This is a genomic window from Microbacterium sp., from assembly GCF_047606385.1.
Classification (GTDB): Bacteria; Actinomycetota; Actinomycetes; order Actinomycetales; family Microbacteriaceae; genus Microbacterium.
The window spans coordinates 1-14897 of record NZ_JASGEL010000040.1 but is presented as its reverse complement, the minus strand read 5'-3'; the positions used below and the strand labels follow the sequence as shown (position 1 = coordinate 14897).

Genomic DNA, 14897 nt, shown 5'->3' with positions numbered 1-14897 from the left:
GCGGCCGCGCCCGCGGCGTCGAGGCGCACGGCATCCGGCTCGCTCGCGGTCGACGACGCCCGCGCCCGCGTCGCACGGCCCAGCCGCATCCTCGTGGAGGGACGCCACGACGCCGAGCTCGTCGAGAAGGTCTGGGGCGACGACCTGCGGATCGAGGGCGTCGTGGTCGAGTACCTGCAGGGCGTCGACCTGCTCGCCGCGATGCTCGAGGACGAGCCGCCGTCCGCGCAGCGTCGCTACGGGGTGCTCGTCGACCACCTCGTGCCGGGCTCGAAGGAGGAGCGCATCGCGCGTGAGATCGAGCGCGGCCGGCACGGCGCGCATCTGCGCATCGTCGGTCACCCGTTCGTGGACGTGTGGCAGTGCGTGACCCCGCAGGCGCTCGGCATCCCCGCGTGGCCCGAGGTGCCGCGCGGCGTCGAGTGGAAGATCGGCGTGTGCCGGGCGCTGGGCTGGCCCGCCCGCGAGGCGGCCGACACCGCCCGGGTGTGGCGGCACATCCTCTCCCGGGTGCGCAGCTACCGCGACCTGGAGCCGGCGCTGCTGGGCCGGGTCGAGGAGCTGATCGACTTCGTGACCGCGTAGGCGCGGCCGTCTCGTCGCTCCGCTCCCGGCGGGGCGACCGGAGAGCTTCAGAGCGAGCGTCGCAGAATGCCGCCAATGTCGCAGGATCCGGCCGGAATCCTGCGACATCGGCATGATGCTGCGACGTTGGATGCCGTGGTCACGGTGCGACGGGGGCCACACGCCCGGCGGCCGCCCCGCGCCGCTGGATACGCTGGAGGGATGACCGATCCCGCTCCCGTCTTCCGCGATCGGCCCGTGTCGTTCGTGCGCCGCAGCGGGCGCATGTCCGAGGCGCAGGAGCGCGCCTGGGCGGACCTGCGCGGCCTCTACCTGCTCGAGGTGCCCCGCGACGTCGCCGCCACCAGCGTCGCGCGCGACTCGGCCGTCGACCCCGAGACCGTCTGGGGCCGTCGTGCGCGGCTGGTCGTCGAGATCGGCTCGGGCCAGGGCCACGCGATCGTCCACGCCGCCCGGCACGCGCCCGACACCGACTTCCTCGCGGTGGAGGTCTTCCGGGCGGGCCTCGCCCGCACGATGCGGGACGCCGACCGCGCGGGCGTCCGCAATCTGCGTCTGGCCGAGGCGAACGCGCCGGAGGTGCTCGAGCACCTGCTGCCGACGGCGAGCGCCTCCGAGCTCTGGGTGTTCTTCCCCGATCCGTGGCACAAGACCCGGCACACCAAGCGCCGGCTGGTGCAGCCGGCGTTCGCGCGCGTCGCGGCGCGGGCGCTGCGGCCGGGCGGCCTGCTGCGGCTCGCGACCGACTGGGAGGAGTACGCCCTGCAGATGCGTGACGTGCTCGACGCCGCCCCCGGCTTCGCGCGCGATTTCACGGGGGAGTGGGCGCAGCGATTCGACGGCCGCGTCGTGACGGCGTTCGAGCGCAAGGGCGCCCGCGCGGGGCGCGCGATCCGTGACCTGACCTACCGGCGCACGGCGGATGCCGCAGCCGGCTGAGCGGGTGCTGGGCGCGCGTCGAAGCGCATCGGCCATGATGGACGATGGCAGCCGGCCGGGCCGGTCGCCGAACGAGGGTCAGGCGCAGGGAAGGGATGTCGTGGGTTCGTCCGACACGGTGGTGCAGACCACCACGTCCCCGTCTCGCGTGCGCCGTGTCGCACGTCGTGCGGGCGCGGCGCTGGCCGGGTGGGTGGACGACGCGACGGCGCGGCGGAGCGGCGCGCGCCGTCCCTCCCGGCGTGAGGTCGGCGCCGTGCTCGGCCTGTGGGCGGCCGGTCGCGCCGTCAACCTGCTGCTGCTGGGCGTCTGGTATCTGATCTCGAAGGCGGCCGGCTGGCCGTTCGGCGGCGCCGGGTATCCGGCCGGCGACTTCCTGTCCTTCCTCACCGACTGGGACGCCGAGCGCTACGGCCGCATCGCCGAGTCCGGCTATCCCATGAGCCTGCCCACGAACCTCAGCGGCGACGTGGTGGCCAACGACTGGGCGTTCCTGCCGATCTACCCGTTCCTGGAGCATCTGCTCGGCGGCGTCGGGGGCATGGGATGGCGCCTGGCCGGGGTGATCCTCAGCATCCTGTTCAGCGCCGGCGCGACCGTGCTGCTGTTCCTGCTGCTGCGCGCGGTCACGGCTCCGGTGCCGGCGAGGTGGGCCGTGGTGCTGTTCACGTTCGGGCCGTTGTCGTTCGTGTTCGTGCTCGCCTACGCCGAGTCGCTGTTCCTGCTGCTGCTGTTCGCGGCGCTGCTGTGCGCGGTGCACCGCCGCTACGCGTGGGCGATCCCGCTGGGACTGGCTGCCGGGTTCAGCCGGCCCGGCGTCCTCGCCCTCGCGCTCGGTCTCGGCCTGGTCTTCGTGGTGCGGTGGCGGCGCCGACGCGCCGACCCCTTCCCGGTGCGCGAGCGCTGGTGGCTGATCGCCGCGGGAGGGTCCACCGCGCTGGCCGGCCTCGCGTGGTCGTGGATCGCCGACGCCGTCACCGGCACCCCGCACGCGTACATCCTGACCGAGACGTCGTGGTGGACGCCGCTGGTCGGCAGCGGCGACTTCGTGCCGCTCACGCCGTGGTTCCGCTTCGCGTGGACCTACCTGGGCGTCGCCGGGATCGTGCTCGTCGTCGCGGTGATGGCGGCGTTCTTCTGGTGGATGTGGTCGCGGCCGGTGCGTCGGCTGGGGCTGGTCGTCGCCACCTACGTGCTCAGCTACGGCCTGTACCTGTTCGGGGTGTTCCTGCCGCAGTCGAGCACGTTCCGGCTCTCGCTGCCGTTGGCGCCGCTGCTGGCCGACGAACGGCTGTCGAGCACGCGCCGCCGCCGCACCTGGACCCTCGTCGGCGCGCTCGTGCTGCAGGCCGTCGCGGTGCTGCTGCTGTGGACGATCGGGTACCCCTGAGCCGGCGGCCGGATGCGGTCGGTCCCCGGCGCCGGTGATAGTCTCGGTCGGTACGCCTCCGTAGCTCAGGGGATAGAGCGTTGGTTTCCGGTACCAAAGGTCGCAGGTTCGATTCCTGTCGGGGGCACACGACGCGCGAGGCTCGAACTCTGACCCGCTGAATGGGGGCCGGGTTCGGGCCTCGCCTGCGTCTGCCGTCCCGGGGAGGTCTCAGCTCGACGATGGATGTCGACCGGGCGATGGCTGCAGTTCCTGACGATGGCGCCAGCAGTTCCGGGCGCCATCGTCAGGAACAGGCGCCATCATGCGCGGGAGGAACGGGGGCGGACTGTCCCGGCCCGCTGACACGGCTGCCGTCGGCTCAGCCGCCGTCTGCGTCCGGCCGGCCCAGCCGGGGCGCCGCGAGCCACACCGCGGCGACCAGCACGAGGGCGACGACGAGCGCCACCGCTCCGGCGGCGCGCGAGACCGTCACGTCGAACACGAACGCGACGACGCCGGCGACCAGCAGCGACACGATGCCGAGCATCGTCAGCAGGAACGCGTTGCCGATGCGCACCAGACGCGCCTTCTGCCGGTGGCGGAACAGCTGCCGGTGCATGATGACCGGAGCCAGCCCGGTGAGGGTGGCCAGGCCCGCGAGCGTGACGAGGCAGAGGTAGAACACGAGCTCCGGCGGCGCGAGGGACGCGAAGGCCGGCTGGAAGGCCACGGCGAGCAGGAAGCCGGTGAGGATCTGGGTGCCGGTCTGCGTCGCGCGCAGCTCCTGCAGGATCTCGGCCCAGTTCCGGTCGGAGCGCTCGTTCGGCGTCTCGTCGCGACCGTCGCCGGGAGCGGCATCCGCGTCGGCGCGCTCCTCGGGCATCTGCTCTCCTTCCGGGCGTCAGCCTAGACCGCCCTACACTGGTGCGGACATCACGTTCGCCCGTTCTTCGTGGAGGATCATGTCCAGCACCGGCGAGAGCACGCCCGGGAACGACGCCGTCGCCTACGCGGCCGAGAGGCTGCGCCTGTCGGAGTCGCGACTGGCCCGGCGCCGGCAGACCGACTGCGGCCCCAGCGAGAACGCCCGCGCGGCGATGCGCCTGGTCTACGAGCGGGCGGACGCGGGGGAGCAGACCACTCCGACCGCGATCGCCGAGCACCTCGGGGTGTCCACCGCCGCCGTGACCGGCATGCTCGACCGGCTGCACGCGGGCGGTCTCCTCGCGTTCCGGCCGAACCCGGACGACGGCCGCAGCAAGCTGGTCGTGCCGATGGACCGGTCGCTCGACGCCGACGACATCGACCCGGTGACGGCGCAGATCCGGCGCCTGGCCGACGCGCTCACGCCCGAGGCGGCCGCGGCCGTGGCCGAGTTCCTCGAACGCGTCACCGCCGTCGTCGACCGCGAGTGCGCCTGACCGTCAGGCGGTGGCGGGGGCGGCGGATGCGGACGGGTCCGGCTCCGGCAGCATCGTCATGCCGTGGGCGCCGCTGGCCTCGGCCATCAGCGCCTCGACCCAGGCGCGGTTGATCACCGGGGACCGTGAGCCGAAGAAGTGGAACACGAGCGGCACGGCCGGGTGGATCCACAGGCTCTTGGGGCCGAGCCCGTCGATGCGGTCCAGATGCATCATGAACGGCTCGTTGCGTCGGAGCTTGTTCATGACGACCAGCCGGATATGGGCCAGGACCCGGTCGTCGATGTCAAACGACATTGAATTGTCCGCGTAAATGAGTCTGCCCACGAAAATCAAGGTACATCGGCATTTAAAATTAACTATCTCTGGTCAACCTGGTTAGCTATTTTCGACTGCCTTCCGCTGCGGCTCGCCACCCGTGCGAGGATGGCCCGGTGCAGCGCGCCGTGACCGCAGAACTCGACCTGGATCTCGCCAGCCCCGTCGACCTCATCCTGCAGATCACGGCCGCCCAGACGGTGCCGCTCTCGGCCGAGCAGCTGACCCTCACGCAGGGGGACCGCGCCTACACCGCGACCGAGATCGTCGACCAGTCGGGCAGCCGCCTGCACCGCCTCACCGCCGAGGCGGGACGGCTGGAGGTGCGCTACGAGGCCACGGTGTCCGGGCGCGCGAGCCAGGCCCGCACGAGCGACCTGGAGACGATCACCTACCTGCGCCCCAGCCGCTACTGCCAGTCCGACGAGGTGTTCGCGCAGGCGCGCCGGCAGTTCCGCGGGCTGTCCGGCCACGAGCTGCTGGCGGCGGTGTCCGAGTTCGTCGCCACGAGCGTCACCTACACCCCCGGCCTCAGCCTGGGCACCGACAGCGCCGTGACGACGCTCATGACCGGACAGGGCGTGTGCCGCGACTACGCGCACGTCGTCATCGCGCTGCTGCGCGCCATGGACGTGCCCGCGCGCTATGTCGCCTGCTTCGCCCCCGATCTGGAGCCGATGGACTTCCACGCCGTCGCCGAGGCCCACGTCGACGGCTCGTGGTGGGTGCTGGACGCGACGCGTCTGGCGCCGCGCGGCTCGCTCGTGCGCATCGCGACCGGCCGGGACGCGGCCGACTGCGCGTTCGTGAGCTACCACGGCGGGTCGCTGACGCTCGCGCGCATGCGCGTGGACGCCTGGGCCACCGAGGACGCCCCCGCCGACGACTTCACGGCGCCGATGCAGCTGGCCTGAGCGCGCCGGGCGTCCCCGCGAGGGCGCCCGCGCCGCCCGTAGGATGGTCGGGTTATGGATCCCGAACATCTCGCCGCCGTCCTGCTCGCCGTCACCGCGCCCCTGGCCGAGGCCCGACGCGCGGGCGTCGGCACCGGTCTGTCGGCATCCGACATCGTGCTGGAGCGCCCCAAGAGCCGCGATCACGGCGACTGGGCGTCCAACCTCGCGCTGAAGCTCGCGAAGCCGCTCGGCACCAACCCGCGCGAGCTCGCCGCCGAGATCGCGGCCGGGCTGGCCCGGACCGCCGGCATCGCGTCGGTCGAGGTCGCCGGACCCGGCTTCATCAACATCCGACTGGATGCCGCGGTGGCCGGCGCGCTGGCGAAGACCATCGTCGAGGCGGGTGCCGCCTATGGCACCAACGACAGCCGCGCCGCCGAGATCATCGACCTCGAGTTCGTCTCGGCGAACCCCACCGGGCCCATCCATCTCGGCGGGACGCGCTGGGCCGCCGTCGGCGACGCCCTCGCCCGCATCCTCGCCTCGCAGGGGGCCTCGGTGACCCGCGAGTACTACTTCAACGACCACGGCGCGCAGATCGACAGGTTCGCGCGCAGCCTCGTCGCCGCCCACGAGGGCCTCCCGACCCCGGAGGACGGCTACGGCGGCGGATACATCCACGACATCGCGCATCGCGTGGCCCTGGCCTACCCGGGCGACCTCGACTCCCTGGACGCCGACGCGAAGCAGGAGGCGTTCCGCGATCTCGGCGTGGGATTCATGTTCGACGAGATCAAGCAGAGCCTGCACACCTTCGGCGTCGACTTCGACGTCTACTTCCACGAGAACGACCTGCACACCTCCGGGGCCGTGGAGCGTGCGGTGGCGCGGCTCCGCGCCCTCGGCCACGTCTTCGAGGCCGACGGCGCCACGTGGCTGCGGACGACCGACTTCGGCGACGACAAGGACCGCGTCGTCATCAAGTCCGACGGTCAGCCGGCCTACATCTCCGGCGACCTCGCGTACTACCTCGACAAACGCGAACGCGGCTTCAACCGCTGCATCATCATGCTCGGCGCCGACCATCACGGTTACATCAAGCGGCTCATGGCGATGTGCGCGGCGTTCGGCGACGAGCCCGGCGTCAACCTGCAGATCCTGATCGGACAGCTGGTGAACCTCGTCAAGGACGGCCAGCCGGTGCGCATGTCCAAGCGCGCGGGCACCGTCGTGACGATGGAGGATCTCGTCGAGATCGTCGGCGTCGACGCCGCGCGCTACGCGCTCACCCGCAGCTCCACCGACTCGAACCTCGACGTCGACCTGGACGTGCTGCGCAAGCGCACCAACGACAACCCGGTGTTCTACGTGCAATACGCCCACGCCCGCACGCACAACGTGGCCCGCAACGCCGCGGCGTCCGGGGTCGACCGCAGCGAGTTCGCCCCGGAGACCCTCACGCACGAGACCGAGGGCGCGCTGCTGGGCGCGCTGCAGGAGTTCCCCCGCGTGGTCGCGTTCGCCGCCGAGGTGCGCGAGCCGCATCGCGTGGCCCGCCACCTCGAGGAGCTCGCCGGCCTCTACCACCGCTGGTATGACAACTGCCGGGTCATCCCGATCGGTGACGAGGCGGTCCAGCCGGTGCATCGCACCCGGCTGTGGCTCAACGACGCGACCGGACAGGTGCTGCGCAACGGACTGGCCCTGCTGGGCGTCAGCGCGCCCGAGCGCATGTGAGCCGACATGACGCCCCCGCCCACCCCACCTGACGCGCCGCGCGGAGACCCGGGGCGCCCGGCCGCGGGTCAGACGCGGCCGACCCTTCCGCTTCCGTTCGAGGAATCGGACATCCTCCCGCGCCGGCATCGTCGCTGGCCGTGGCTGGTGGCGCTCGTGATCGTGCTGGCGCTGATCGTCGCCGCGTTCTTCGCGGGGGAGTGGATCGCGCGGGACCTGATCACCAAGACGGTCAGGCAGCAGCTCGCCGCGCGGCTGGACATCTCCGCCGACACCGAGATCGACGTCGACATCCCCGGCTCGCTCCTGCTGCAGGCCGCCACCGGCCGCATCGACGAGGCGACCGTGTCCTCGTCGGACGTGACCGTGGGCGACCTGTCCGGCCAGGTGAGCGTCACCGTGCACGACATCGGCATCTGGGACGGCGGCTCGATCAGCGGCGGTCAGGCCACGCTGTCGCTGGACACGGCGCAGGTGCAGGCGCTCATGTCGCAGGTCGACGGGTTCCCCGCCGACACGCTCGGGCTCTCCGACCCCGACGTGACGATGTCCACGGCGATCTCGGCGCTCGGCGTCTCGATCCCGGTCGGGGTCGCGCTGACGCCGAGCGCTGACGACGGCGACCTGCTGCTGACGCCGGCATCCCTCACCGTCGGCGGCGCGCAGATCACCGCGGACGACCTGCGCAGTCGCTTCGGCACGCTGGCCGACGCCGTGCTGCAGAGCTGGCGGGTGTGCATCGCGCAGGAGCTCCCGGCGGGACTGACGCTGACCGCGGTCAGCGTCACCGGCGACCGGCTGGTCGCCGTCTTCGCCGTCGACGCCGGCTCGCTCACCGATGCCGCGCTGGCGCAGAAGGGCAGCTGCTGAGATCAGGCCGGTGCCCGGGCGCCGACCGCACGGCGCGCACGAGCCGGATCAGCGACCACGCCAGCAGGGCGACGAGGGCCCCGTTGCGCACGGTCAGCAACGCGGCGCCGACCGGATGAGCGCCCGAGATCAGCCCGTAGACGTACGGGAAGATCACCTGCGTGACGGCCAGGGCCAGAACGCCCAGACGGACGCCGGTGCGCGCCGCATGCCGGTCCCACAGCGTCCAGACCACCAGCGGCGCGATCAGCCAGCCCAGGAACTGCGGCGAGCCGACCTTGTTGCACACGATCAGCACGAGAGCTCCCGACAGCAGCAGCGGGGGCAGCAGGCGCGTCGGCCGCGCGTGCCGCCAGGCACCCCATGCGCCCAACCCGTAGACCGCGATCGCCGCGATCGCCATGAGCGGGGTCAAGAGCGCGGCCACGGTCTCGACGCCGGGGCCGGTCACCTCGAACGTGATGATGTCGGCGTTGAACCCGGTGCGGTACCCGGGCACGCCCAGCGCCGCGAGCCACATGAACGGCGTCGCCGCGACGGCCTCGACCTGCAGGCCGCGCCCGAACTGCGCGCCCACGAACCCGAGCAGGTTCGCGGCACCGCCCAGCGCCACCACCACGAGCGCCACCACGGCGCTGACGGCGGCCGCCGCGGCGACGATCCGCCAGCGCGCGCCCCGCAGGACCACCCACAGCGCGGCCACGGCCGCCGCCGGCCAGATCTTGATCCATGCGCCCACCGTCAGCAGCGCCGAGGCGACCCCGGGCCGGCGCAGGGCGATCAGCAGGGCGCAGATCACCAGCGGCACGGTGAGCGTGTCGATGCGGGCCAGGCCCACCGGCCCCAGGGCGGCGATGAGCACGAGCCAGGTGGCGCCGGCGCGGGAGCGGGCACGGCTCGGACGCCGGCCCAGCAGGATCGCGAACGCGACCGCGTTGACGGCGACGACCATCACGGCCCAGCCGATCGTGTAACTGCCCAGCCAGGCCAGCAGCCAGGCGGCCATCATCGGCACGAGCGCGAGCTGCGGATAGACCCAGCTCTCGGTCACCCCGAGCAGCGGGCCGCCGCGGAGGATGCTCGAGGTCCAGGGCTCGTATGCCGTGTGCACATCGGTCGGCAGCACGACGCTGAGCACGCCGACGACCAGATGCACCCCGAGGAACCAGAGCCACAGGGTTCGGGCGCTGCGGGACATGAACGGCAGCCTATCCGGCCGCCCTCGGCCACAGGCCGCGACCGGGCAGGTCGCGAGCCGTGTCATAACTCCGCCTCGCCGACGGGCCGGGCTCGCCGCATCCGCGTCGTCGCGGGCCCGGCATCCGCTCCTGCCGCATGCGAGGCGGAGTTGTGACACGCGGGGTGGCGCGACCGCACGGGAGAGGGCCGCGCGGCATCCCGTAGACTGCAGAGGATCCGCGTGCACCGGTGAACCGACCCGGGATCCCGCGCGAGCCCCTTTCCGATTGGTCCTCCGCCGTGTCCGCCTCGCCCGTCCGCCCGTTCGCGCCGACATGGCTGGGCGTTCCCGCCGACGCCAACGCGCTCGACGCGTCGGTGTGGCCGTCGGACGCCGTGCGGGACGCGGCCGGCGTGATCTCGCTCGGCGGCATCCCGGCGACCGAGCTGGCCGTCACCTTCGGCACCCCGCTGTACGTCCTCGACGAGGACGAGGTGCGGGCCCACGCGCGTCGCGCGCTCGCGGCGTTCCGGGCGGCCACCGCCGCGCGCGGCGCTCGTGCCCGCGTGTACTACGCCGGCAAGGCCTTCCTGAGCGCGGAGGTCGTGCGGTGGGTCGGGGAAGAGGGGCTCGCGGTCGACGTGTGCAGCGGCGGCGAGCTCGAGGTCGCCCTCGCGGCGGGCGCGGAGCCGTTCCATCTCGGCTTCCACGGGAACAACAAGAGCGTCGCCGAGCTCGAGCGTGCGGTCGAGGTCGGCGTGGGCTCGATCGTGATCGACAGCGCGATCGAGATCGAGCGGCTGGCCGCGATCGTCGAACGGCGCGGCGTCGTCCAGCCGGTGCTGCTGCGCGTGAACAGCGGCGTCCACGCGGAGACGCACGATTTCCTCGCCACCGCGCACGAGGACCAGAAGTTCGGCTTCGCCTTGGCGGACGCGCCCGCCGCCGTCGCCCGGATCCGCCGGATCCCGGGACTGGCCTTCAGGGGCCTGCACTGCCATATCGGCTCGCAGATCTTCGGCGCGGCAGGCTTCGCGGAGTCGGCGTCCCGCCTGATCGACGTGCACGCGGGCCTGCTCGCGGGTGGTGAGGTGCCGGTGCTGAACCTCGGCGGCGGCTTCGGGATCGCGTACACCTCCGCCGACGACCCCACGCCCATCGAGCACCTCGCCGAGGCCATCGTCGACGCCGTCGCCGCCGAGTGCGCGCACCGCGGCATCCCGGTGCCGGACCTGGCCTTCGAGCCCGGCCGATCGATCGTCGGCCAGGCCGGCGTCACCCTGTACGAGGTGGGCACCACCAAACCGGTCGCCGTCGACGACGAGCACACCCGGCTCTACGTCTCCGTCGACGGGGGCATGAGCGACAACCCGCGCCCGGCGCTGTACGGCGCCGCGTACTCGGCGCGCATCGCCTCGCGCACGAGCGAGGCGGCCCCGGTGCTCGCCCGGGTCGTGGGCAAGCATTGCGAGTCGGGCGACATCGTCGTCGAGGACGAGTACCTGCCCGGCGACATCGGCCCCGGCGACCTGCTGGCCGTGCCCGCCACCGGCGCCTACTGCTTCTCCCTGTCCAGCAACTACAACTACGCGCCCCGCCCGCCGGTGGTGGCGGTGCGCGCCGGGACCGCCCGTGTCATCGTGCGGGGCGAGACGGTCGACGACCTCCTCGCCCGTGACGCCGGCATCCCGGGAAACGAAGGGATCGCATGATCGACTACCGCAACCTGCGAGTGGCGCTGCTGGGGGCCGGGGCCGTCGGCTCCCAGGTCGCCGCCCTCCTGCTCAAGCACGCGGACGAGCTGGCGGACCGGGCCGGCGCGGGCCTGGAGCTCGCCGGCATCGCCGTGCGCGACCCGGACGCCCCGCGCGACGCGGACCTGCCGCGTGAGCTGTTCACCACCGACGCGGAGTCGCTCATCGTGGGCGCCGACATCGTCATCGAGCTCATGGGCGGGATCGAGCCGGCGCGCACCCATCTGTTGGCCGCGCTGAACTCGGGCGCCGACGTCGTCACCGCCAACAAGGCGCTGCTGGCCACGCACGGCCCGGAGATCTTCGACGCCGCCGACCAGGTCGGCGCGCAGGTCTACTACGAGGCCGCCGCCGCCGGCGCCATCCCGATCATCCGCCCGCTGCGCGACTCGCTGGCCGGGGACCGGGTGCAGCGGATCATGGGCATCGTCAACGGCACGACCAACTACATCCTCGACCGCATGGACGCCGAGGGCGCCGAGTTCGCCGACGTGCTCGCCGACGCGCAGCGACTGGGATACGCGGAGGCCGACCCGACCGCCGACGTCGAGGGCTACGACGCCGCGCAGAAGGCCGCGATCCTGGCGTCCCTCGCCTTCCACACCGCGGTGCCGCTGGACGCCGTGCATCGCGAGGGCATCACGCAGATCGATCGGGCGATGATGGATGCCGCCCGCCGTGCCGGCTATGTCATCAAGCTGCTGGCCGTGTGCGAGCGGCTCACCGGCGAGGCCGAGTCGTCGGCATCCGGCGAGGCGATCTCGGTGCGCGTCTACCCGGCGCTGATCGCCCGGACCCACCCGCTGGCCAGCGTCCACGGGGCGAACAACGCCGTGTTCGTGCAGGCCGAGGCGGCGGGCAACCTCATGTTCTACGGCGCCGGCGCCGGCGGCGTGCAGACGGCCTCCGCCGTGCTCGGCGACGTCGTCTCCGCCGCACGCCGGCACGTCGCCGGAGGCGTCGGCGTGGGGGAGTCCACGCGCGCGAATCTGCCGGTGGTCGACATCGGGCGCGCCGTCACGCGCTACCAGATCACGCTCGAGGTCAGCGACCGGCCGGGCGTGCTGGCGAGCATCGCCGGCATCCTCTCCGACGGCCGCGTCTCGATCGCGACCGTCGAGCAGGCCGTGATCGACCCGACCACGGGCGCGGCGACATCGACCGACACCGAGACCGGCGCCGCGAGCGCACGCCTGGTCATCGGCACGCACAAAGCACGCGAGCAGGATCTGAGCGAGACCGTCGAGCGTCTCGCCGCGAGCGACGTGGTCACCCGCGTCGTCTCGGTCCTGCGGGTGGAAGGAGACTGACATGGCACACGTCTGGCGCGGAGTCCTCCGCGAATACGCCGATCGACTCGGGGTCACCGAGCGCTCGACGGTCGTCACGCTCGGCGAGGGCGGCACGCCGCTCATCCCGGCGCGGTCGCTGTCCGAGCTCACCGGGGCCGACGTCCACGTGAAGTTCGAGGGGATGAACCCGACCGGCTCGTTCAAGGACCGGGGGATGACGGTCGCCATCTCCCGCGCGATCGAGCACGGGGCGAAGGCCGTCATCTGCGCCTCGACCGGTAACACCTCGGCCTCGGCCGCGGCCTACGCGGCGCGCGCCGGGATCACCGCGGCGGTGCTGGTCCCGGAGGGCAAGATCGCGATGGGCAAGCTCAGCCAGGCCGTCGCGCACGACGGGCGGCTGATCCAGATCCGCGGCAACTTCGACGACTGCCTCGAGATCGCCCGCGAACTGGCCGACGACTACCCGGTGCACCTGGTCAACTCGGTCAACCCCGACCGCATCGACGGTCAGAAGACCGCGGCGTACGAGGTCGTCGAGCAGCTCGGCGAGGCCCCGGACTTCCACTTCATACCGGTCGGCAACGCGGGCAACTACACCGCGTACACGCGCGGCTACCGCGAGGAGTACGAGACCGGCGTGTCGACGAAGATCCCGCGCATGTTCGGGTTCCAGGCCGCGGGGTCCGCGCCGCTCGTGCGCGGCGAGGTCGTGAAGAACCCGGAGACGGTCGCCAGCGCCATCCGCATCGGCAACCCGGCATCCTGGCACCTCGCCCTCGAGGCGCGCGACGCCACCGACGGCTGGTTCGGCGCGATCGAGGACGACCGCATCCTGGCCGCGCAGAAGCTGCTCGCGGCGACCGTGGGCGTGTTTGTGGAGCCGGCGTCCGCCATCTCGGTGGCGGGGCTCCTGGACCGCGCCGAGGCGGGCGTCGTGCCCAAGGGCGCGACGGTGGTGCTGACCGTGACCGGTCACGGCCTGAAGGACCCGCAGTGGGCGCTGCGCACCGCGGACGGCGGCGAGGTCGCGCCGACCGTCGTCGACGCCACGGTCTCCGAGGTCGCCTCGGTGCTCGAGCTCGCGCCGCAGGAGGCGGGGGCGTGACCGCATCCGCCGTCCCTGCGTCCGCCGTGTCTCACTTCGGCGCGGTTGATGTCCCACTTCGGCGCGGTATCACCGCTGCATACCGGGCCGAAGTGGGACATGGACGCCGAGCGCGCGACCGCGAGCGAGCCGGTCGTGACTGAGAGGCCGGGGCGCAGCGTCTGGGTGCGCGTGCCCGCCACCAGCGCCAACCTCGGTCCCGGCTTCGACACCCTCGGCCTCGCGCTGAGCGTGTACGACGAGCTGACCGTGACGGCGCTCGAGCCGGGGCGGCTCGAGATCGAGGTCGAGGGCTCGGGTGCCGACTCGGTGCCGCGGGACGCCTCGAACCTCGTCGTACGGGCGATCGCCTACGCCTACGACGCGGTCGGACAGGAGCTGCCGGGTCTGCGGCTGCGGGCGCACAACGTCATCCCGCACGGACGCGGACTCGGCTCGTCCGGAGCCGCCGTGGTCTCCGGGCTGCTGGCCGCGAAGGGACTGCTGGCTGGCGCCGTCGAGATCGGTCCGGAGACGCTGCTGCGCCTGGCCACCGAGATGGAGGGGCACCCCGATAACGTCGCCCCGGCGCTGTTCGGCGGCCTGACGATCGCCTGGGTGGACGAGACCGGCCCGCAGCACAAGAAGCTGCTCGTGCACCGGGGCGTCTCGCCGCTCGTGTTCGTGCCCGAGTTCACGATGTCGACGTCGGTGGCGCGCAGTCTGCAGCCGCAGCACGTGTCCCGTGAGGACGCCGTGTTCAACGTCTCCCGGTCCGCCCTGCTGATCGCGGCGCTCACCCAGAGCCCGGAGCTGCTGATGGCGGCGACCGAGGACAAGCTGCATCAGAGCTACCGCGCCGCGGCCATGCCGGAGACCGACCGGCTGGTGCAGGCGCTGCGCGCCGCGGGCTTCGCGGCGGTCGTCTCCGGTGCCGGTCCCAGCGTCCTCGTGCTCGCCGACGGTCCCGGACGGCGGCTGGAGGCGGCTGCCGTCGCGGATGCGGCGACGGACACTCCGTGGGAGGCCCTCATGCTCGCCGTCGACGTCAAGGGTGGTACAGTGAGGGACAACGCGGAGGGTGCCACGTAACCATCGTGTATCTGGCCTCCGTCGCAAATCTGCGAACAACCGCGTACCTTCCCGTATCCGATCCGCGCTCCGTCGCGGCCTGCCTCTGAGCATCACCGCAGGCGTGCCCGGCCGGGCACGATCCGGATGCGCGGGTGCGCATTTCCACACCTTCACAAGGGAGTACTCGTGGAGTCCATCTCCGAGATCCAGTCCACTGACAACACCGTCGACGAGAACGCCGACCAGATCCCCGAGCAGCCCGCCGAGGCGCAGGAGACCGCCGCCGAGGTCGGGGCCGAGCCCCAGGACGCCGTGGCCGAGCCGGCCGAGGATGCTGCGGCCGAGCCGGCCGAGGGCGCCGCGGCGGCCGAG

General features: G+C 72.6%; 15 protein-coding genes and 1 tRNA gene. 13 read left to right on the top strand and 3 right to left on the bottom strand.

Annotated elements, in window-relative coordinates; translation table 11 throughout:
• The 4 genes from QM626_RS04490 to QM626_RS04475 all read left to right on the top strand — a co-directional run.
• A partial coding sequence (locus QM626_RS04490; protein WP_415074411.1) for a DUF3097 family protein occupies positions 1-585 on the top strand: 585 nt, incomplete at its 5' end.
• Positions 586-786: 201 nt separating this feature from the next.
• Entirely contained in the window at positions 787-1524 is a 738-nt protein-coding gene (gene trmB / locus QM626_RS04485) for a tRNA (guanosine(46)-N7)-methyltransferase TrmB (RefSeq protein ID WP_415074409.1), read from the top strand.
• A 100-nt stretch (positions 1525-1624) separates the two neighbouring features.
• Positions 1625-2914 carry a hypothetical protein gene (locus QM626_RS04480; RefSeq protein ID WP_415074407.1) on the top strand — a complete coding sequence of 430 codons (1290 nt, stop codon included), beginning with the start codon at positions 1625-1627 and terminating at the stop codon, positions 2912-2914.
• 54 nt (positions 2915-2968) lie between these two features.
• A tRNA-Arg gene (locus QM626_RS04475) sits at positions 2969-3041 on the top strand.
• A 234-nt stretch (positions 3042-3275) separates the two neighbouring features.
• Here QM626_RS04475 and QM626_RS04470 read toward each other — a convergent pair.
• Positions 3276-3779 (bottom strand): DUF6328 family protein, encoded by a 504-nt coding sequence (locus tag QM626_RS04470; protein WP_415074405.1) that lies wholly within the window; start codon positions 3777-3779, stop codon positions 3276-3278.
• A gap of 79 nt (positions 3780-3858) precedes the next feature.
• On the opposite strand from QM626_RS04470, the gene QM626_RS04465 reads away from it, so the two are divergent.
• The gene (locus QM626_RS04465) at positions 3859-4317 is read left to right on the top strand and encodes a MarR family winged helix-turn-helix transcriptional regulator (RefSeq protein WP_415074403.1); all 459 of its coding nucleotides are present in this window, start codon (positions 3859-3861) and stop codon (positions 4315-4317) included.
• Between the two features lie 3 nt (positions 4318-4320).
• Here the strand turns inward: QM626_RS04465 and QM626_RS04460 are convergent, their stop codons facing one another.
• Positions 4321-4614, bottom strand: coding sequence for an ATP-dependent DNA ligase (locus QM626_RS04460; RefSeq protein WP_415074401.1), 294 nt, complete (start codon positions 4612-4614; stop codon positions 4321-4323).
• 137 nt (positions 4615-4751) lie between these two features.
• Between QM626_RS04460 and QM626_RS04455 the strand changes: the two genes are divergently transcribed.
• The 3 genes from QM626_RS04455 (at position 4752) to QM626_RS04445 (ending at position 8138) form a co-directional block, all read left to right on the top strand.
• Entirely contained in the window at positions 4752-5549 is a 798-nt protein-coding gene (locus QM626_RS04455; RefSeq protein ID WP_415074399.1) for a transglutaminase-like domain-containing protein, read from the top strand.
• Between the two features lie 54 nt (positions 5550-5603).
• A complete protein-coding gene (gene argS / locus QM626_RS04450) occupies positions 5604-7268 on the top strand; it encodes an arginine--tRNA ligase (RefSeq protein WP_415074397.1) in 1665 nt (554 codons plus the stop codon).
• A gap of 147 nt (positions 7269-7415) precedes the next feature.
• Positions 7416-8138, top strand: a complete 723-nt coding sequence (locus QM626_RS04445; protein WP_415074395.1) for a DUF2993 domain-containing protein — start codon at positions 7416-7418, stop codon at positions 8136-8138.
• On the opposite strand, the gene QM626_RS04440 is transcribed toward QM626_RS04445, so the two are convergent.
• Positions 8101-9336, bottom strand: coding sequence for a hypothetical protein (locus QM626_RS04440; RefSeq protein ID WP_415074393.1), 1236 nt, complete (start codon positions 9334-9336; stop codon positions 8101-8103). The genes QM626_RS04445 and QM626_RS04440 overlap by 38 nt on opposite strands.
• Positions 9337-9617: 281 nt before the next feature.
• On the opposite strand from QM626_RS04440, the gene lysA reads away from it, so the two are divergent.
• From lysA to QM626_RS04415, 5 genes are all read left to right on the top strand, one after another.
• Positions 9618-11030: a diaminopimelate decarboxylase gene (gene lysA / locus QM626_RS04435; RefSeq protein ID WP_415074391.1), complete on the top strand. Its 1413-nt coding sequence runs from the start codon at positions 9618-9620 to the stop codon at positions 11028-11030.
• Positions 11027-12382, top strand: coding sequence for a homoserine dehydrogenase (locus QM626_RS04430; RefSeq protein ID WP_415074389.1), 1356 nt, complete (start codon positions 11027-11029; stop codon positions 12380-12382). The genes lysA and QM626_RS04430 overlap by 4 nt, the downstream gene beginning before the upstream one ends.
• 1 nt (position 12383) lies before the next feature.
• Positions 12384-13472 carry a threonine synthase gene (gene thrC / locus QM626_RS04425; RefSeq protein ID WP_415074387.1) on the top strand — a complete coding sequence of 363 codons (1089 nt, stop codon included), beginning with the start codon at positions 12384-12386 and terminating at the stop codon, positions 13470-13472.
• A 99-nt stretch (positions 13473-13571) separates the two neighbouring features.
• A complete protein-coding gene (gene thrB, locus QM626_RS04420; RefSeq protein ID WP_415074385.1) occupies positions 13572-14543 on the top strand; it encodes a homoserine kinase in 972 nt (323 codons plus the stop codon).
• A 168-nt stretch (positions 14544-14711) separates the two neighbouring features.
• On the top strand, positions 14712-14897 hold a 186-nt coding region (locus QM626_RS04415), incomplete at its 3' end, for a hypothetical protein (RefSeq protein WP_415074383.1).